Raw genomic sequence first — 19232 nt, forward strand, 5'->3', positions numbered from 1 at the left:
AGTAGTTTCACAGATTAAAATATGGGAAACTTCGTTAAGATAATAATCAAAATATGGCGTCTAAACTAATTGTTGACAGCTGCTCATGCGGCATAAGTGAAAGGGATGGTTCTATGAGAAAATTTGTGACGACAGCGCTTATGGGTTCCATGTTATTAATATTTTCTTCCATGGCAGTGGCGGTGGAATCTTCAGTCTCTCCTGATAAAACTGTAACGCCGGCAAGTACATCAGCTTTGCCTGCCGCTGAAATACACACGGTCATCCGTCCGATCAAGCCGACACCAATGGCGCCCGGTATACCTGAAACTAAAGCGACACTCCTTGTATCGCCGGAATGGCTTAAAAAAAACAGGGCAAACGTTATCATTGTCGACGCGCGTCCGGAGAGTCTCTATGCCGGGGGGCACATCCCGGGAGCAGTCAACGCGACGTGGACATACTTTGCAAATATGGGAGCGCCGAACGGCAGTATCAAATGGGGTACGGTATGGCCGTCGGCAACGATGGCCAAAAGAATTGGCGCACTCGGTATCAACGGCAAAAAGACCGTGATAGCTTATGACGATGCCGGAGGCTGGGGGCAGAGCGGCTGGGTCCTATGCATACTTCGTATGAGCGGGATCAAAAATGCAAGGATCCTTGAAGGAGGGTTCACTGCATGGAAGCAGGCAGGAGGGACTGTTTCAAAGACTAACCATAAGAATAAGTCCGTTGCTTTCTCCATCCCTAAGTACCAGGCAACCTATATGGTAGATACTAAGTGGATAGACGACAACCTTGGCAAGGAGGGACTTGTCATCCTTGATGTCCGCACACCTGCCGAATATCAGGGCAAGATCCGTCCGTTTCAGGAGAAACGCGCTGGACATCTTCCCGGTGCGATCAACATCGAGCTGCAGGATTTTGTGAAGGATAACTATGACTTTAAAGAGGCAGAAGAGATCAAAGTACTTCTTGAAAAGGCATGCATAACCCCTGACAATGAGATAGTTGTCTATGACACGGCGGGAGTCAGGGCGGCGTTCGTTACAATGGTGCTGCGCTATGCCGGCTACCACAAGTCACGGTGCTATGACGAGGGTTTTCAGGCGTGGGCGGGCAACCCTAAACTGCCGCTTGAGAAATCCGAATGATAGCTGCCGCACTGCAGCGTTAGATCCATAAAACATCGGGGCCGGTTTTTGGTGGGATACGAAAACACACCATAGACCGGTCCCGTTCTTCTGTCGTTTATCTTGGTCTGCGGCTCTAATGCAAGAATATCTGTATAACGGTAGGGTCTAGTATTTTGTCAGGATTTTTTTCAGTTTATCTTCATCTATATTTCCGCCCGAGATGATTATTCCGGTTTTACGACCTCGGACGTCGACTTTACCTGCAAGAAGCGCCGCGACTCCCACTGCTCCGGCCCCTTCTGCCACCTGATGGTGTTCCCTGTGCAGGAACGCTATTGCGTTTGCTATGTCTTCTTCTGTAATTTCATGTATTCCGCTTACGCGAGTTTTGGCAAGTGTAAGAAGGCTTTGTGGAATGTATCCTGCCAGACCGTCAGCGAGGGTTTCAAAATATTCCACTTCTTTGACAATCCCGTCCGCCCAGGAAACGACCCACGGATTTGAAGCCACTGACTGGACGCCCCATATCTCGACCTTCGGGTTTATCGCCTTCGCCGCTATTGCCATCCCGTTCATAAGACCCCCGCCTCCTGCCGGAACGAGCAGCAGGTCGATATCAGGTTCGTCGGTGAACATCTCGAAGCCTGCCGTTCCCTGTCCTGCGATAACGGTAGGATCTTCGAACGAAGAGATATATGTCATGCCTCTTTCTTCAGCATGCTTGTGCGCGGTCGCCTCGGCGAAATCATAGTCGCCATCACAGACAATAAGTTCTATGAATTCTCCGCCGCGGCGCCTTATCGCCAGTTTTTTCGTCTCAGGGCAGGCCTTTGGTACGAATATCAGTGTCTTGATGCCGAGTTCATTCGCTGCAAGCGCGACACCCTGTCCGTGGTTGCCGCTTGAACATGTTACGACGCCGCGTGCGCGCTCTTCATCGTTCAGTGAGCTCATCTTGTAGAGAGCCCCGCGAAGTTTGAACGAGCCGCATATCTGCTGGTTTTCCCATTTGATGTAGACAGGAGCTCCTGCCATCTCGCTAAGGGGATAAGAATATTCTGTCGGCGTATGCCTGACTCGCTTGTTCAAAAAACGGTATGCTCTTACGACATCTGTAAAGCTGGGGTTGATAGGAAGATTATCCATTTTAATTTAAGGCCTCCGGATTTCAGGATAGGCGCAGGTCACAGAATCCCTGATGGATGTGCGCCTGCATTTTTTGTATTACTGCCCCTTCATCGTGCTGATCTCTTGATTCAAGGATGCTTCGTTTTTTCAATAGGTATTTTTCCCTCAAAGAGGATATTTTGTTTATCATAATAAATAACAGTTAGCCTTTAAAAACATATTATGGGATCATTGACATAGAAAAATCAATCACTATAATCACAATATACACAATATTCAATACAATTATGTACTAATATAGATTATATCTTATTTACTTGGAGGATGTCAAATGAAGTATGTGCGCATGGCAATTGAAATGGAGTCGCCGGAACAGTTAGGTTACTCCAGGATCAAAAACAATCTGACGGAGACATCTGTGCGAGACAGGAACCTTAAGGACCTCGGGATCGTGCTTGACGATCTTCTCCTTCCTTACGGAGACCATCTTGGCGATCCCAAACTACGCGAGATCATAGCAAAACAGTCGGATATCCAAGACCGTGACAACGTGATAGTAACGTGCGGGGCGGCTTCAGCCCTTTTTCTCGTGGCTTCTTCCCTGCTTGAGAAGGGTGACCACATGATAGTCGCAAGGCCCAACTACGGCACTAACATAGAAACTCCCCGCGCAATCGGAGCGGATATCAGCTACCTTGATCAGGTTTTTGAAGAAGGGTTCAGGGTCGATATTGAAAAGCTGGAGTCGATGATACGCCCGGATACAAAATATATCTCGCTTACCAATCCTCATAACCCTACAGGAACAATGATGCCGCTTGCGGAGCTCAAAGAGGTCATCTCAATTGCGGAAAAACACAACAAGTGGCTGCTTATAGACGAGACATACCGTGACATGTTCAAAGAGGAGATACTTCCCGTAGCAGCGTCGCTGAGTGAAAAGGTAATCTCCATATCCTCGCTTTCCAAGACTTACGGCATACCGGGGATCCGTATCGGTTGGGCCGTTTGCCTGGATAAAGCGATGATGGACATGCTGCTGTGTGCGAAAGAACAGGTTTGTATAGGCGGCAGCGTAGTTGATGAATATATCGGATATATCGCGCTGTCGCAGAAGGAAGAGTGGATAAAACAAAACGACGCTGTGATAGCGGACCGCTTTGCAGTTGTCAAAGAGTGGATCGAAAAAGAGGAGCTTATGGAATGGGTTGAGCCGAAAGCGGCATGCACCTGTTTCCCGCGCATCAAGCCGGAAGTGAAAGTCGATGTGGATCTGGTCTATAAGACAATGAATGAGAAGTACGGGACCTATGTCGGACCGGGCCACTGGTTTGAGCAGGACAGAAGATACATGCGCATCGGATACGGCTGGCCGCTGGATGCTGAATTGCGCGAAGGTCTGGCCGCCATTTCCGCATCGATCAGGGAAGCAATAAAATAAAATAGGCTAAACAATAGCCCAAGGAGATGCTGAATTGATCCAATGTACAAAGAATTACTGCAGATAAAGGGGCGAAGATGATGCGGATATTATTTATAGGTTTCGGCAACGTGGCAAAAGAGATGGCAAGGATTTTTATAAACAGGCAACTTTATCCGAAACTAGATCTTTCTGCTGATGTAATAGGCATTTTCACAGGGCGTCACGGAGGTATCGAGAATCCGGATGGCATTGATCTGTCGTCGGTCCTTATGGATCTTAAGGAGCACGGCAGGCTTGCCATTGATGGCAGGGGTCTGTCGGATCTCACTCCGCTTGAGGCTGCGAAGGTGCTGGACTATGATGTGCTGGTCGAGCTATCCCCCCTTTCGATAGAGAACAGGGGAGAGCCTGCCGTGTCGCATATACGCGCGGCTCTGGAGCGCGGAAAATCTGTCGTATCCGCAAATAAGGGCCCTGTCGGTTTTGCGTATCACGAACTTAATGATCTGGCGAAAAAAAATGGAGCTAAATATCTGTTTGAATCAGCGGTCATGGATGGTGCCCCTGTTTTCAATTTTTATGAACGCTGTATGAAAGGAACAATGGTTACCGGTTTTTCAGGCATACTCAACGGAACGACAAATTTTATCCTCTCGTTTATGGAGCGCGGAGGAACAATTGAGGATGGGATCAAGCAAGCTCAGAACGCTGGTATCGCCGAGGCTGATCCGTCGATGGATGTAGACGGATGGGATCCTGCCGCCAAGACCGCCGCTTTGGCAAATGTGCTTATGGATGCGGATGTTACCCCGCTTGATGTGGAACGTGAGGGGATACGCTCTGTTACGCCTGAGGCGGCACAGGATGCCGTCCGGCGCGGCATGCGCCTGAAGCTTATATGCCGCGGATGGACGGAAGGCGGGAAGGTCCGCACAAGAGTCAAGGTCGAAGAGGTAGCCGCAAATGACATCTTTGCGCTTGTGTCCCATTTTGGTTCTGCTGTAAGGATCGAGTCCGATCTTATGCATCCTAATATTATTGTCCAGGAATGCCCGGATCTGATAGACACTGCTTATGGAGTTATCGGAGACCTGCTGGCCGTCGGGCGGTGGCTCTCTTCGGGTACGAGCGCACGGTAAGGGCGCGCTTAAATAGCATTTAAGTACTCTTGACCTCTATGTCCGTTGATATAAGATTATAATCAACGTAAAGACCTGAAATCCGGAGATTCCAGGATATATTTTCATTCTGAGACGGGAGTGATATGAAATGTCGTATCCGATTTTGAGAGTGCATCTGGATATTATGGAAAATAACATGCGGTCGATAGTTACAAAGTGCGCAGGGCACGGGATATCAGTGTGGGGGGTAACCAAGGGTCTGTCCGCACCGGTGGAACTGGCTGAGCGTATCGCTGGGACAGGCGTATCTGCGCTTGCTGACAGCAGGATAATGAACATACGCAGGATGAAAGAGGCCGGCATAAAAGTGCCGTTTGCGCTTATACGCATTCCTATGCGTTCCGAGCTTGAGGATGTTATCAGCCTAGCCGACTATTCGCTTGTTTCGGATACAGGCACGCTGGCTGCGATGTCCAAAATATGCGAGAGTAAGAAGAAAGAACACAAGGTCCTTATAATGACGGATATGGGTGATCTGCGCGAGGGGTTCTGGCCCGATGAGGCAGACGCGCTTGCTGAAGAATTAAAAAAACTCAGTCCGGCTCTGAAGATCGTCGGCATCGGGGTCAACTTCGGCTGTGCGAGCGGTGTGTTGCCTTCAAGGGAGAGTCTTGGCAGGTTCGTTTCATTTGGCGAGACGCTCGAGTCAGCTTTGGGCCGGAGGCTTGATATATTCTCCGGCGGCGCTACGACGCGTTCACTGATCGCACTTGATGACGGATTATTCCCGCCGCGTGTGAATAACCTCAGAATAGGAGAGGGCTACCTTCTCGGGTCGGACAAATCCTCTGGTGTCATTGTCCCATGGCTTAAACAGAATACTATGGAGATAGAGGCGGAGCTTGTTGAAGTCCGCGTAAAGCCGACACTGCCGATAGGCGAGGTCGGCCGGGACGCTTTCGGCAATGTCCCTGTTTTTGAAGACAGGGGGAAGCGGCTGCGCGGGATACTTGCGATAGGCAGGCAGGACGTGAATATCGGCGGACTGAAGCCTCTCGATCAAGGTGTGCGCATAATCACGGCTTCAAGCGATCATCTGCTCGTAGATATTGAAGACTGCACGATACGCCCGAAAGTCGGGGACGTGCTCCGCTTCCATCCGGACTATCCGGCTATGCTTTCGTCGTCGACCTCTCCTTATGTTACAAAAATATTTGAAGGGTAATCACACAGAATGTCATATGATGTGACGATCACAGATATTCTGCTTGCGGCCAGGTTTCTTAACGGCAGGATCAGGCGGACGCCTCTTGAATATTCTCCTGCGCTGAGCAGTATGACGGGCGCACAGGTCTGGCTGAAACTTGAAAATCAGCAGATTGCCGGTTCTTTTAAGCCTAGAGGCGCGTTTAATCGGATGTTCGCGATGAGCGAAGAGGAACGAAAAAAGGGGGTCATAACCTGCTCCAGCGGCAACCACGCACAGGGCATGGCGATGGCGGCGCGTTCCCTCAAGACACGGGCCGTGATATGTGTCCCCGGCCAGTGTCCGCAGATAAAACGCGATGCGATCATTGAAAGAGGCGGGGAGTATATCGAACTCCGCGTCATTGGGACCTACTATGACGAGGCAGAGGCAGAGAGTATGAAAATGGCTGAGCGTGAAGGGCTGATATTCGTCTCAGCGTTTGATGACCCTTATATCTCGGCAGGGCAGGGGACTGTGGGGCTTGAGATGCTCCAGGACGAGCCTGAGCTTGATGTGATACTTTGCCAGATAAGCGGAGCCGGACTTATTCGCGGTGTTGCGACGGCCGCTAAGGCACTGAGGCCCGGAATAAAGGTCTGGGGGGTCCATGCGTCCGCTAATCCAGCCTGGCCGGAAGCTCTGAGGAGAGGCCGTGTTGAGCCTGTTGATGAGAGCATCAGCCTGGCCGATGCCCTTGGCGGCGGGGCATGTGAGAACCATTTGGATTTTGTAAGGAAAGAGCTTGAGGGGATCATCGGAGTTTCTGAGGAAGAGATAGCCCGAGGGATCCGTTTCATGTTCGAAAAACATCATCAGCTTGTCGAGGGCGCCGGTGCAGTCACAGTAGCTGCAGCTCTTGCGGGCAAGGTCAGCCTCAAGGGCATGAAAGTCGGGATAGTAGTATCCGGCGGTAACATCGGAGAAGAAAAATTTATCGCCGCGCTTGACAGCACGAGTAAATAGGAGGACATGATGTACGAGATCCGTATAATTGATGCGGTACAGTTTCGCCGGCTTGTAACTATGGACGATGTGATACCCGGTGTTGAAGAGGTCTATCGGCTCTTCTCTTCAGGCAGGGCCGGGCTCTTTCCGGTAATAACCCATGAATTTGACCCAGGGCGGACGGACATGGATATAAAGTCAGGTTACATTGAGGGCGCCGGAATTTACGGACTTAAAATATTAGGGTGGAACCGCGACAATCCGAAACTTCTCGGAGTTCCTGCGCTCGCGGGGCTCATTATAGTTATGGATATCGAACGCCAGCAGCCTCTCGGCATATTGGAAGGAACGCCTGTAACTTTCCTGCGGACCGGAGCTGCCGGCGCGCTGGGGGCGCGTACTTTTGCCAGGCCCGAATCAGAAAAAGCCGTCATTGTGGGAGCGGGAGCACAGGGAAGGGCTCAGCTGATGGGTCTGTCGAAGGTCATGAAAAAGTTAAAGAATGTTGATGTTTTTGACGCGATAGATGAAGCCGCAGTTGCAATGGTCTCCGAGGTTTCTCCGAATTATCCGGATATCACAGTCAGGGCGAGATCTTTTGCCGAACTTGAGAAGTCTGTATGTGATGCGGACATCGTAGTGACATGTACGCCTTCCAAAAAAGCCTTTATCAGAAAAGGCTGGCTAAATAAAGGCACGCACCTCAACACTATAGGGGCGGATATGCCCGGGAAGCAGGAGATCGAATCTGAAATCGTCGCGTCAGCTAAAGTCTTTGGTGATTCACGCATACAGGTATCGCAGAAGGGGGAATGCCAGCACGCAGTGGCACAGGGCCTTATAAAGCCGGGATCCATAACAGAGATTGGCGAAGTCCTTAACGGAGTCAAGCCCGGCAGGACATCTGCCGAAGAGATAACCATGTTTGACGCCACCGGCATGGCGCTGCAGGATCTTATCACCGCTAAAACAGCGCTTGAGCGCGCTGCTTCAGAAAACTCAGGTACCGTCGTATTTATGGAACAATAGCAAAAAGCATAACAAACAAAAATGTAGCACACATCTCGTCAATAACACCGCGGTATTTTCTGCGCAGAATGATACCGCAGTGTTTTGTGTCTGCATCAAAGCGCAGTGCCTTTCTTGTGCCGCCGGATCGTAAAACTATGCAAGGGCAGAAATTATTGACCATAATACTTTAGCGTACAGAGAGGTGCGTAGCGGATGAATAACTATTGGCGGGGAGTAATACTGGCCCTTCTTGCGGCGATATGCTGGGGTGTGATCAGCCCTATCGCGAAGGTATTTTACGGTGTCGGGATAAGTCTGATGTCGGTTATGGTGTTTCGAGCATTTTTCGTTGTTGCGGTTATGGGGCCGTGGCTTTACTTTACAAAGGGAAGTACCGTGTTTATGCCGACCCGCCCTATGCTGCGCTTCTATCTCCTATCAGGTGTCCTGTCCGTCGTCTGCTCCGGAGGGGGATTTCTTATGTCGCTGAATTATCTCTCCGTGGCGGAAGCGCTGATACTTCATTATACGTTTCCTCTTGTGACCCTGCTTGGCTCCCTCTGCATAACCCAGGAAAAACCCACGAAACTCCAGGTGATTTCCGGTTTTTTGATAATAGTCGGTGTTTATTCAGGCATGGTCGGCGGTGAAAAAACCTTCTCAGGACTCTCTATCCCAGGGCTTATGTGGGGTCTGCTTGCTGTCATAGGCATATCAGGCCAGGCTCTTGCAGCCCGCCGTGTTGCAAAGGGTCAGCAGTCCGACCAGATGACACTGCTTTTTTTCGCCCACCTCTTCGGCGGTATCATTCTTGGACTATGCAAAAGTGTTTTCGTGGGCTGGGCTGACATTGCCAGCTTCACGCCTCAATTATTCGGACTGATGGTATTCCAGTCTCTCAGCGGCAGCCTCATCGCATACGGGTTTTTCTACACCGCGCTTAAGTACATCCCTGCTGCCACCGTAAGCCTTCTTTGCACGCTTGAGATAGTTGTCGCCGTAGGGCTGACGGGGCTTGCTCTCGGTCAGAACCCGTCGGCACAGGAGGTCTTTGGCTGTGCTGTCATAATGGTTGCTATAATTTGTGCCACGGTCAGACCTGATAATTCCAACTGATTATAAAGCAAAAATGATATATTGACTAATTTTAGGTATATTGGTGTAAAATTGAGTCGCATTTTTTATAGATTACTCCAAATTCTTTATTATGATTTTATTGAGGAGGAGATTGTAATGTCAAAACAGGCAGGCAAGAGGGATGGATTCAGTTCCAGCCTTACTGCGCTTATGGTCGCACTTGGTTCGGCAGTAGGTCTTGGCAACATCTGGAAATTTCCGTACATGACGGGGACCGGCGGAGGCGGTGCCTTTCTTGTCCTTTATCTGTTCTTCGTATTTATGGTCGCTGTTCCTATTATGATCAGTGAATTTGTCATTGGACGCCGTTCAAGGCTTAATGCCGTAGGCGCTTTCAAAAAGCTCGACAAAAACCCCAATTCTCCGTGGTCCGGTATCGGATTTATGGGAGCTCTTTCCGCATACCTTATCATGTTCTTCTACAGCTGTGTGGCAGGCTGGGTTTACTTCTATACCTTCAAGGCCGCAATAGGCGCATTTTCCGGTGTCACGACTGCAACAGCTGCCGCTATGTTCGGCAGCGCGATAGGTGCAGGGACAGCGGGCGGAAGCTTCTTCTCCTGGGCGGTGCTTTCACCGATTTTCTGGCAGGTGCTGGTCCTTTGCGTCATAGGTACGATCATCTCACTGGGGGTTTCAAGCGGCATTGAAAAGGCTATTAAGATAATGATGCCTGCGCTTTTTATGCTTCTTATAATCTGTGCTATCCGCGCTCTTACACTTCCGGGCGCCGCAGACGGGCTTCGCTTCCTTTTTCATGTGGATTTCTCACAGATAACGCCGGCAGTTGTACTCGGAGCGATGGGGCTTGCGTTCTTCAAGCTTTCTTTGGGCATGGGCACAATGATAACCTACGGCTCATATTTTACCGAAGACTCCGACCTTTCGACCGCTCCTCTCAAGATAGCGATCGCAGATATATGTGTTTCGATGCTGGCCGGACTTGCAATTTTCCCTACAGTTTTCTCGTTCGGGCTTGAACCAGGTGCCGGCCCCGGGCTTCTCTTCATAACGATACCGCTTGTCTTCTCTCAGATGCCATTCGGGCAGGTGCTGCTCTTTGCATTTTTCCTCCTGACATCATTTGCCGCAAACGGAGCAATGCTCTCCCTTGTTGAAGTGCCGACAGTATGGATGTCGGAAGAATTCAACATGCCGCGTAAGAAGGCGGCTTTGCTGAACTGTGTGATAATGGGCATAGTCGGTATCCTTGCCGCCGGTTCCGCCGACGGCACAAGTTTCTTCGGCGGTATCAAAGTCATGGGCAGAGGATTTTTCGATATTTTTGACTTCCTGTCTTCCAACGTCTTTATGCCTCTCGGCGGACTTTTCATTGCTCTGTACGCCGGTTACAAGATGAAGGAAAAAGATCTGAGGGACGAGCTCACTAACCATGGCAAACTCCACAACGAAGGAAAAGTACAGTTTATCCGTTTTCTGCTTCGCTATGTGACACCGATCCTCGTTCTCCTGATCTTCCTTAATTCGGTTGGCATCATAAAGTATTAAAGTAAAGACGGAGCCTTAACATAAGCATCAGTGTCTGATTTTAAAACATCTGCGGCAGGTTTGAAGACATATTTTGCTTGAGTCTTCTGCCCGCCGCTTTATAATATCCCGCAGCGCAGGATAGAAATTCCTCAGTCTTCGGAAAGCATTGAGCGTGCGGCCCAGAGGCCGGACGCAGATGCCTGTATCACGCCGCGTGTGACTCCTGCCCCGTCTCCGGCGGCATAGAGACCTGGGATGGAGGTCCGAAGGCCTTTGTCCAAGGCGACTTTGAGGCTGTAGAATTTTACCTCGACCCCGTAGAGCAGCGTGTGTCTGCCGTTGACTCCCGGAATGATGTTGTCCAGGGCAGCGAGCATCTCCATTATGCCTACCAGGTGTCTGTATGGAAGGACGTAAGCCAAATCGCCGGGCTCGGCGCTTTCAAGCGTCGGCTTTATGAGTCCGCGCGCTATGCGGTCATGTGTTGAACGGCGTCCTTTGCGCAGATCTCCAAGGCGCTGAACGAGTATGCCGCCGCCAAGCATATTGGCGAGGCGTGCTATGTGGCTCCCGTATCCTATCGGATCATTGAAGGGCTTTGTAAACTTTGTCGAGACCAGTATTGCAAAGTTCGTGTTTTCTGTCTTTTTGTCATTCTCCCTGTTCGAGTGTCCGTTTACCGTAAGGATGTTGTGGTGGCTCTGGAACTCCGTAGTGACTTCACCGTGAGGGCACATACAGAATGTGCGCACCTTGTCGTCAAACGTAGGAGTGTCAAAAAGCGCTTTGATCTCGTAGAACTGGTCTGTGATGTCCTCCGCCCACGCCGAGGGTATCTCCACTCTTACGCCTATGTCTACCGGAAGCGATTCTATATTAAGTCCGAGGCTGTGAATGGTCTTTTCCATCCAGGCCGCACCCTCGCGTCCGGGTGCCAGAAGCACGCGTTTTGCAAATATTTCTTCTTCGCTTTCGAGCGCTACTCCTGCCACAGAGCCGTCAGTGTTTAGGAGCACCCTGTCGACAGGCGTATTTGTCCTCACGTCGCAGTGATCCTTTATTGTCTCATATATGGCGCCTAGGATTAATTTTGACCGGTCCGTACCCATATGCCGTATCTTGGCGGGGATTATATCAAGTCCTGCCTGCAGCGCCAGCGCTATGATTTTTTTTGCATGTTCACCATTGGGTTCGAAGAGTGTTGTGCTTGCCCCGTGGTCAAGGTATACTTTGTCCGCTTCGTCTATTAAGGAGAGAAGCTGCTGGTGTCCGCAGTATTCTTCGAGGTTACCGCCGAACTCCGGGGTAAGGGTAAGTTTCCCGTCACTGAATGCGCCTGCCCCGCCCCATCCGCAGACCACGTTGCACGGGTTGCAGTGCAAGCACTCCTTGGCCCCCATTTTCATAGGACATATACGGGCCTCAATGGGGCGTCCCTTGTCCAGGATAACGACCTTCTTGCCCTTGCCTATAAGCTCCAGTGCGGCGAAAAGCCCTGCAGGTCCGGCCCCGACTATAATAGCATCATATGTATCGTTCATTGACATTCCCCCATACATCACAGGCTGGGCGTTCTACCGGTAAAGTATAGCAGAAAATAGAATGTATTTTGTACTTGTTTTCTATATACCGCTGTGATGCTGCTGGGAGCTTTTTATTTTCTGTAAAAATATAGAATGTCGGCATAAATCACCTTTAATAAAGATTAAATAGTGTTATTATTATCAGTATTGTAATAGCTGCAGGTTACATTTATGGGGGGAATTTTTTGTGAATATAAGAACGCCTGAAGACGGGTTTAGTCCGGAATCTGCCGACGTTATAGGAATACTTGTATATGAGGCGGAGCCTGATACGGTATGCCTTGATCCGCTTCGTGCGGAGATGCGTGACTTATGCCGCCGCAACATTATGAATGAAGGTTTTAAAGGCAAGGCCGGAACATCCTTAAAGATATCGGTTGCCGATAAGGCTAAAGCTGTGAGGACGGTAGTCCTCTGCGGTCTTGGTGAGGAAGACGGGAACGACGGGGACAAAATACGCGAGTGTGTGTTTAACGTAGTGAGAGAAGCGGCATCAAAAGGACTTGTGAATACAGCCATTTACCTTCCGAAGGCATGTGAAAAAAATAGTTCGTGTTCTGCAGCGGAGGGGGCGGTGCTTGGCAGCTACAGATTCGACAAATATCTGACTCGCGAAGCTGACGACAGGTTCAAACGCGTAGAGAACGTCGTTGTAATAGACGGTAACGAAGATGGTCTGCGCGAGGGATACATCCTTGCCGAGTCCCAGTGCTACACGAGGGATATAGCCAATGAGCCCGGTAACGTCGTGACTCCGCAGGTGCTGGCGGAAAAGGCATCAGAGCTGGCTGAGGAGCTTGGTCTTGGGTGTGAGATATGGGATCAAGAGCGCATCTTAAGCGAGAAGATGAACGCCTATTATGCTGTGGCTCGCGGCTCTGCTAATCCGCCGAGGTTTATCCATCTTACATGGACCCCGAAGGGGGAATGCAGAGGCCACATAGCCTTGGTCGGCAAGGGGCTGACGTTTGACAGCGGCGGTCTTGACATAAAACCATCAGAACACATGACGACCATGAAGGGGGACAAGAGCGGCGCCTGTGCGGTTTTAGGGGCTATCCGCGCCGCGGCATTGCTTGAGCTTCCTTGGAAGGTCTCAGTCATCATAGCGGCTGCTGAAAACATGCCTGGAGGCAGTGCCTACAGGCCTGACGATATCCTTCGTGCACGGAACGGCAAGACTATAGAAATTAACAATACGGACGCAGAGGGCCGCCTGACTCTGGCTGACGCGCTCTGTTATGCGTCTGAACTCAAACCGGATAAGATCATCGACATAGCTACACTGACAGGCGCATGTGCCGTAGCGCTCGGCTCGACTACTGCCGGTCTCTTTACCAACAACGATGGATTTGCGGAAATTGTTCTCTCTGCGGCGAAGCAGAGCGGAGAGCGTTTCTGGAAGCTGCCCATGGACGACCCCAACCTGCGCAAGGCGATAAAATCACCTGTGGCTGATATGGTCAATTCAGGTGGGCGCTATGGGGGAGCGATAACAGCCGCCATGTTCCTGGAAGCATTTGTCGATAAGGATATCCCATGGGTCCACCTTGACATTGCTGCAGCGGATTTTGTAAAGGACCCGTGGAGCTACTATGTTAATGGGGCGTCCGGTTTCGGAATGAGGACTCTTGCGGCTTTGATAATGAAACTTTAAGGTGGTGCCGGCTGATGGCCTGTGAAGAAAGAAAGGACTCCATTGCACTTATAAACGGTATCATATATCCGATGGCTTCACATGGCCGGTCGAATGCTATGTTTGCAAAGGGCGGGATAATAAAAGCTCTTGGCTCTGACAGCGAGATACTTTCCATGTGTGACAGCAGAACGACAGTGCTGGATATGAAGGGGAAGTTCCTCATGCCCGGGTTCACGGATACGCACAATCATCTGCTTGCGACCGGCAGAAGCCTTGAGACTCTTAACCTGCGCGGCGTGACCTCTATTGAGGAAATCGTAAATAAAGGCCGCGAGTTTCTGGCTCAGACGACCATAGGTGATGGCGGTTGGTTTTTTGCAAGAGGCTGGGATCAGAACTATCTTGCAGAAAAGCGTTTCCCGAACAGGTATGACCTCGACAGGATAACAAAGGATATCCCATTGCTGTTTGAGCGTTCGTGCGGACATATTGCCGCGCTCAACAGCAAGGCTCTCGAAGTTATGCATATAGGTTCCGGATTCAAGATATCCGGCGGAGTTGTAAACTGTAATGAGAACGGCGAGCCAAACGGAGTAGTGAGCGAGGCGGCATTGAACTGGCTCCGTATGAACATTCCAGAGTACTCGGACGAGACGCTTGAACGCTGGTATAAACGTGCCGCTTGTGAGATGTTAAAGCTTGGCATAACGGCTGTGCAGACAGACGATCTTGAAATGGCGGGGAGCACGGACAGAGTATTCAAGCTTTATGAACAGATGGAGGACAACGACATGATGCCGCTGCGCATTTCAGAGCAATGGCATCTGCGTGATATATCCGAACTTAACTCCTTCATAGGATCCGGCTGTCATAAGAGGAACGGTCCCGACTATTTCAAATCGGGGCCTCTGAAGATACATGTTGACGGTACACTGGGAGCAAGGACAGCGGCACTGAGGGAAGAGTATTCGGATGACCCAGGGAACAGGGGCATATACGCCCACTCGCAGAGTGAACTCTATGAACTTTTGCAGACGGCGCAGAGCGCCGGGATGCAGGTCGCGTTCTATGCCATAGGAGATGGAGCCATAGAGCGCTGCCTCAATGTTATAGAGTCGGTCAAAGGGTATTCTTCCGGCAGTGATATTGCGCATAGGATAGTACACTGTCAGGTCGGAGCCCAGGATCTGTACAGGCGTATGGCGAATCTTGGCGTGATGGCTGACATACAACCTGCATTTGTTACATCAGACTGGCCTATAGTTATATCCCGTCTCGGCGCTGAACGTGCGAGATGGAGTTATGCGTGGAAGTCGCTGATACTTTTCGGCATACCGCTTGGAGCAGGCTCAGATGCGCCGGCGGAGCCCCTTGATCCTTTCGTGGGGATCAGGGCTGCGATATTGCGGCAGGATGAGGACAATAAGCCTCAATATGGCTGGATGCCCTCACAGAGGCTTGACCGCGTTGAGGCTTTATCGCTTTACACGAGCGGAGGCGCAACTGTCTGCGGAGAGGGTGAGATGCGCGGCACGCTTGAAGTCGGTAAGGCTGCCGATATTGTCGCATTTATGGAAGACCCGTTTATGGTAACAGAGCCTGAACTGCTCAAGATGACGGTCGGGCTGTCGGTTGTTGATGGAAAAATCAGATATATCCGCTAGGAGGAGTCCCATGTTGTCTATGAAGGAATTTCTTGCAAAAGAGGTCAAACCGGCGCTTGGGTGTACTGATCCCGCATCGGTCGCGCTTGCTGTCTCACGTGCCTGCAAAGAGCTTACGGACAGCGATTATATAGCTTCTATCCGCGTTACGGTGAGCGGGAGCATCTATAAGAACGGGATGGCCGTCGGCATACCCGGTACGCGCGGAGCGCGCGGCAATGCCATGGCTGCCGCGATGGGCGCTATATGCGGAAATCCTGGGCTCGGACTCGAAGTGCTGCGCGACAGCACGAGGGAAGATGTTTTAAAGGCCGAGCGCTGGGTGCGGGAGGAACGTGTATCCATCTACTGTGATCCTGACAGAAGCGGAGTGTATGTCCTTGCCTCTGTATTCACGCCATCGCACAAGGCCGTCTGCCTTATAACAGGAAACTACACTCATGTCGAAAAAGTAATACTCGACGGTGAAACGGTAGAAGAGGATATCATACCGGCACAGAGCGCATCAACCGGCTTTGAGGAAGATGGTTTTCCTGATACGTTGGCCGAGGCTCTCTGTATGGCTGATGATATGGACGAGGCTGACAGGGACTTTCTGCTTGAAGGAATAAAGATGAACATGATGGTTGCAGAAGGTGGTTACAGTCCCTCCGACGTATGTATATCCTGCGGCGAATGTGTGCAGGGCAGCCGCTTTGGGCGTACTTTGCGCGAGTTCGCAGATGCGGAAGAAAAAGAAAATGTTGCAATGAAAATCAGGAGTGTATGTGCTTCTGCCGCTGATGCCAGGATGTCAGGGATCCTGCTCCCGGTAATGAGCAGCGCCGGAAGCGGTAACCACGGAATAACAGCGATACTTCCGATCGCGGTGCTTTCGGAACACCTTGGGAAGACTCCTGATGAGACCGCTCGCGCACTTGCTGTCAGCCATATTGCAACAAGCTTCGTGAAACGCCGTCTTGGTCGCATGTCCCCTGTATGCGGCTGTTCAATAGCCGCAGGCGCCGGATCTGCCGCCGGGATGGCCAGCCTGATGGGCGGAAAAGAGGAACAGATCTTTAACGCGATGGATCTGCTCCTTTCAAATCTTGCCGGAATGCTTTGTGACGGGGCGAAAGAAAGCTGCGCGTTAAAGGTCAGCTGTGCATCGGCAGAGGCATATTTTGCGGCGAGATGGGCGCTTGCGGGACAGAGGCCCGGTGTTCCACAGGGGGTCTTCGGTTCTACGATCGAAGAGACAATAGAGAACGTAGCGAAGGTCACGCGCGATGGAATGAAGACTGTGGACAGAGTGATGATAGGCATCCTTGATCAGAGGCATCGCCCCGGCGCAGAGGCGTTTTAAGGCTGTTTCATGGGAAATGGAATGGTTAAGCCCGACGATCCCTCTTCTGATGGCGACAAGGAACTTTACGGGCAGATAGAGCGTATAACGTACAGCGATGCGGAGAGCGGCTACAGCGTCCTCCGCATCAGGGTGCGCGAATATCCCGAGCTTGTGACCGCTGTCGGATACATAGCCTCTCCGGCCGTGGGAGAGGTCCTGCGTATGACAGGCGAATGGCAGAATCATCCGAAATTCGGCGCACAGTTTAAAATAGAGACATGCAAGTCGGCTGTGCCTTCGTCACTCGTCGGGATAGAGAAATATCTCGGTTCCGGGCTTATAAAAGGTGTCGGCCCGTCAATGGCCGAGAAGATCGTTTCCATGTTTGGTGCTGATGCTTTTGATGTGCTTGACAATGCGCCTGAAAGGCTTTTGGAAATAGACGGAGTTGGCGACAAGAAGGCTGCGATGATACAGGCTTCGTGGGCAGAACAGCGTGAGATACGCGACGTAATGCTTTTTCTGCAGAGCTACGGTATCAGCACGGGCTATGCTTTGCGCGTATTCCGCCAATACGGCAATGCCACCATGCAGGTGCTTCGGGAGAATCCTTACAGACTTGCAATAGATATATTTGGAATAGGCTTTCTCTCTGCCGACAAGATTGCCGCAAACATGGGCTTTTCGAAAGAATCTCCGCTTAGGATCAGGGCCGGAGTGCTGCATGTCATGACACAGCTTGTCGGGGAAGGCAATGTATACGTTCCTATAGAGGAGCTTGCCTCCAAATCGGCTGATATACTTTCCGTTCCGGTCGAGCTTGCCGAACGGGGGATAGAGGAAGCGCGGCTTGGAGAAGAGATCATCGTCGAATGGTACACGGACAAGTCCGGCAATGATGACTGCGCGGTATATCTTCCTGCTTTCCACTATGCTGAGGAACATTCGGCGAAAAATCTGATAGAACTCATGTCGGCATCTTTTAACGGTCAATACGTTGACCCGGATGTCGTTATCCCATGGGTGCAGGAAGAACTGCAGATAAAGCTGGCGGACAGGCAGATAGATGCGCTGCGCATAGCGATAAGTTCTAAGGTTATGGTTATAACAGGCGGGCCGGGGACAGGAAAGACGACACTTATACGCGCGATACTCAAAATACGCGAATCGCGCGGCTATCGTGTCATGCTGGCTGCCCCGACGGGACGTGCGGCGAAGCGCATGACCGAGGCAACGGGCCACGAGGCAAAGACTATCCACCGCATGCTCGAATACAACGGACATGGGACGGCCAACGGCGGAGACTTCATGAGAAATGACGTGAACCCTCTGGAATGCGACCTCTTGATAATTGACGAGGCATCTATGGTGGATCAGATCCTTTTTCACCATCTTATAAAAGCAATACCGAGGAAAGCATCCGTTATCTTCGTTGGTGACGTCAATCAGCTCCCTTCCGTAGGACCTGGCAAGGTGCTCAAGGATATTATCGACTCCGGGGTATGTCCTGCTGTGATCCTTAACGAGATATTCAGGCAGGCTAAGGAGAGCCGGATAATAGTCAACGCCCACCGCGTGAACGCGGGCGAGATGCCTGAGTTTGACGAGGATTATGATGATGGACTGAAAGATTTTTATTTTATACAACAGGATGACCCTGACAAAGCTCTTGAGATAATAAAAACACTTGTTACAGACCGCATCCCCAAACGCTTCGGCTTTGACCCGTTCGAGCAGATACAAGTGCTCACTCCGATGCACAGGGGATCTGTAGGGACTATGAGGCTCAACGCCGAGCTGCAGCAAGTGCTGAACAAAAGCGGAGGGGCAAAGGTCCAGCGCATGGGGCGTGTATTTCAGGAAGGCGACAAGGTAATGCAGATCCGCAACAACTATGACAAGGATGTTTATAACGGAGACATAGGCACGATACACCGCATCAGCGGCGACGAAAACTGCCTCATAGTCAGAATGGACACGGGTCTTGTCTCCTATGACTTCACCGAGCTTGACGAGCTTGTCCTGGCCTATGCCGTATCGATACACAAATCACAGGGGTCTGAATATCCGGCTGTCGTCATACCGATGCTTACGCAGCATTACGTGATGCTCCAGCGCAATCTCCTTTATACGGGCATAACGCGCGGTAAAAAGCTGGTCATCATAGTCGGCACAAAAAAAGCGCTTGCCATAGCAGTCAAAAACGAAAACACCCGCAAAAGATGGACCCGGCTTTCCGAACGGCTCTCCAAGGGCCGAAAACCGCAGGTTTGTTAAGCGTGCAAAGAGCCGGCCTGAGGCATATCGTCAAAGGACGGCTCTAAGTCTATTGAAACGCTGATCAATTAACCGGATATGGTCACAGTACACGGCTTGGCTTGGTGCAAATTTTCAGC

At 50.9% G+C, this 19232-nt stretch carries 14 protein-coding genes; 12 read left to right on the forward strand and 2 right to left on the reverse strand.

Features of this window, described 5'->3' with window-relative positions; all coding sequences use genetic code 11:
- Positions 1-53 precede the first annotated feature (53 nt).
- Positions 54-1136 carry a sulfurtransferase gene (locus LLF78_07205; GenBank protein MCE5202282.1) on the forward strand — a complete coding sequence of 361 codons (1083 nt, stop codon included), beginning with the start codon at positions 54-56 and terminating at the stop codon, positions 1134-1136.
- A 147-nt stretch (positions 1137-1283) separates the two neighbouring features.
- On the opposite strand, the gene LLF78_07210 is transcribed toward LLF78_07205, so the two are convergent.
- Complete coding sequence (locus LLF78_07210; GenBank protein ID MCE5202283.1) at positions 1284-2264, reverse strand: threonine/serine dehydratase; 981 nt, start codon at positions 2262-2264, stop codon at positions 1284-1286.
- A 313-nt stretch (positions 2265-2577) separates the two neighbouring features.
- Here LLF78_07210 and LLF78_07215 point away from each other — a divergent pair, with 313 nt between their 5' ends.
- From LLF78_07215 to LLF78_07245, 7 genes are all read left to right on the forward strand, one after another.
- Complete coding sequence (locus tag LLF78_07215; GenBank protein MCE5202284.1) at positions 2578-3687, forward strand: aminotransferase class I/II-fold pyridoxal phosphate-dependent enzyme; 1110 nt, start codon at positions 2578-2580, stop codon at positions 3685-3687.
- Positions 3688-3767: 80 nt separating this feature from the next.
- The gene (locus LLF78_07220) at positions 3768-4808 is read left to right on the forward strand and encodes a homoserine dehydrogenase (GenBank protein MCE5202285.1); all 1041 of its coding nucleotides are present in this window, start codon (positions 3768-3770) and stop codon (positions 4806-4808) included.
- A 130-nt stretch (positions 4809-4938) separates the two neighbouring features.
- Positions 4939-6015 (forward strand): alanine/ornithine racemase family PLP-dependent enzyme, encoded by a 1077-nt coding sequence (locus LLF78_07225; protein MCE5202286.1) that lies wholly within the window; start codon positions 4939-4941, stop codon positions 6013-6015.
- Between the two features lie 9 nt (positions 6016-6024).
- A complete protein-coding gene (locus tag LLF78_07230; protein ID MCE5202287.1) occupies positions 6025-7002 on the forward strand; it encodes a threonine/serine dehydratase in 978 nt (325 codons plus the stop codon).
- 9 nt (positions 7003-7011) lie between these two features.
- Entirely contained in the window at positions 7012-8013 is a 1002-nt protein-coding gene (locus LLF78_07235) for an ornithine cyclodeaminase family protein (GenBank protein ID MCE5202288.1), read from the forward strand.
- A 195-nt stretch (positions 8014-8208) separates the two neighbouring features.
- Positions 8209-9111 (forward strand): DMT family transporter, encoded by a 903-nt coding sequence (locus LLF78_07240; protein MCE5202289.1) that lies wholly within the window; start codon positions 8209-8211, stop codon positions 9109-9111.
- A gap of 117 nt (positions 9112-9228) precedes the next feature.
- Positions 9229-10641, forward strand: a complete 1413-nt coding sequence (locus LLF78_07245) for a sodium-dependent transporter (GenBank protein ID MCE5202290.1) — start codon at positions 9229-9231, stop codon at positions 10639-10641.
- Between the two features lie 131 nt (positions 10642-10772).
- Here the strand turns inward: LLF78_07245 and LLF78_07250 are convergent, their stop codons facing one another.
- Positions 10773-12164: an FAD-binding protein gene (locus tag LLF78_07250; protein MCE5202291.1), complete on the reverse strand. Its 1392-nt coding sequence runs from the start codon at positions 12162-12164 to the stop codon at positions 10773-10775.
- 229 nt (positions 12165-12393) lie between these two features.
- Here LLF78_07250 and LLF78_07255 point away from each other — a divergent pair, with 229 nt between their 5' ends.
- The 4 genes from LLF78_07255 to LLF78_07270 are packed head-to-tail and all read left to right on the forward strand — an operon-like array spanning position 12394 to position 19113.
- Positions 12394-13863, forward strand: a complete 1470-nt coding sequence (locus LLF78_07255; GenBank protein MCE5202292.1) for a leucyl aminopeptidase — start codon at positions 12394-12396, stop codon at positions 13861-13863.
- A 14-nt stretch (positions 13864-13877) separates the two neighbouring features.
- Positions 13878-15509: an amidohydrolase gene (locus tag LLF78_07260; protein MCE5202293.1), complete on the forward strand. Its 1632-nt coding sequence runs from the start codon at positions 13878-13880 to the stop codon at positions 15507-15509.
- A gap of 10 nt (positions 15510-15519) precedes the next feature.
- Positions 15520-16854: an L-serine ammonia-lyase, iron-sulfur-dependent, subunit alpha gene (locus tag LLF78_07265; protein MCE5202294.1), complete on the forward strand. Its 1335-nt coding sequence runs from the start codon at positions 15520-15522 to the stop codon at positions 16852-16854.
- 9 nt (positions 16855-16863) lie between these two features.
- Entirely contained in the window at positions 16864-19113 is a 2250-nt protein-coding gene (locus LLF78_07270) for an ATP-dependent RecD-like DNA helicase (GenBank protein MCE5202295.1), read from the forward strand.
- Positions 19114-19232 lie beyond the last annotated feature (119 nt).

Source organism: Synergistaceae bacterium (assembly GCA_021372895.1).
Lineage (GTDB): Bacteria > Synergistota > Synergistia > Synergistales > Synergistaceae > JAJFTP01.

Coding starts and splice junctions, on each gene's coding strand:
- LLF78_07205 (MCE5202282.1), top strand. CDS start 54: ATGGCGTCTAAACTAATTGTTGACAGCTGCTCATGCGGCATAAGTGAA.
- LLF78_07210 (MCE5202283.1), bottom strand. CDS start 2,264: ATGGATAATCTTCCTATCAACCCCAGCTTTACAGATGTCGTAAGAGCA.
- LLF78_07215 (MCE5202284.1), top strand. CDS start 2,578: ATGAAGTATGTGCGCATGGCAATTGAAATGGAGTCGCCGGAACAGTTA.
- LLF78_07220 (MCE5202285.1), top strand. CDS start 3,768: ATGCGGATATTATTTATAGGTTTCGGCAACGTGGCAAAAGAGATGGCA.
- LLF78_07225 (MCE5202286.1), top strand. CDS start 4,939: ATGTCGTATCCGATTTTGAGAGTGCATCTGGATATTATGGAAAATAAC.
- LLF78_07230 (MCE5202287.1), top strand. CDS start 6,025: ATGTCATATGATGTGACGATCACAGATATTCTGCTTGCGGCCAGGTTT.
- LLF78_07235 (MCE5202288.1), top strand. CDS start 7,012: ATGTACGAGATCCGTATAATTGATGCGGTACAGTTTCGCCGGCTTGTA.
- LLF78_07240 (MCE5202289.1), top strand. CDS start 8,209: ATGAATAACTATTGGCGGGGAGTAATACTGGCCCTTCTTGCGGCGATA.
- LLF78_07245 (MCE5202290.1), top strand. CDS start 9,229: ATGTCAAAACAGGCAGGCAAGAGGGATGGATTCAGTTCCAGCCTTACT.
- LLF78_07250 (MCE5202291.1), bottom strand. CDS start 12,164: ATGAACGATACATATGATGCTATTATAGTCGGGGCCGGACCTGCAGGG.
- LLF78_07260 (MCE5202293.1), top strand. CDS start 13,878: ATGGCCTGTGAAGAAAGAAAGGACTCCATTGCACTTATAAACGGTATC.
- LLF78_07265 (MCE5202294.1), top strand. CDS start 15,520: ATGTTGTCTATGAAGGAATTTCTTGCAAAAGAGGTCAAACCGGCGCTT.
- LLF78_07270 (MCE5202295.1), top strand. CDS start 16,864: ATGGGAAATGGAATGGTTAAGCCCGACGATCCCTCTTCTGATGGCGAC.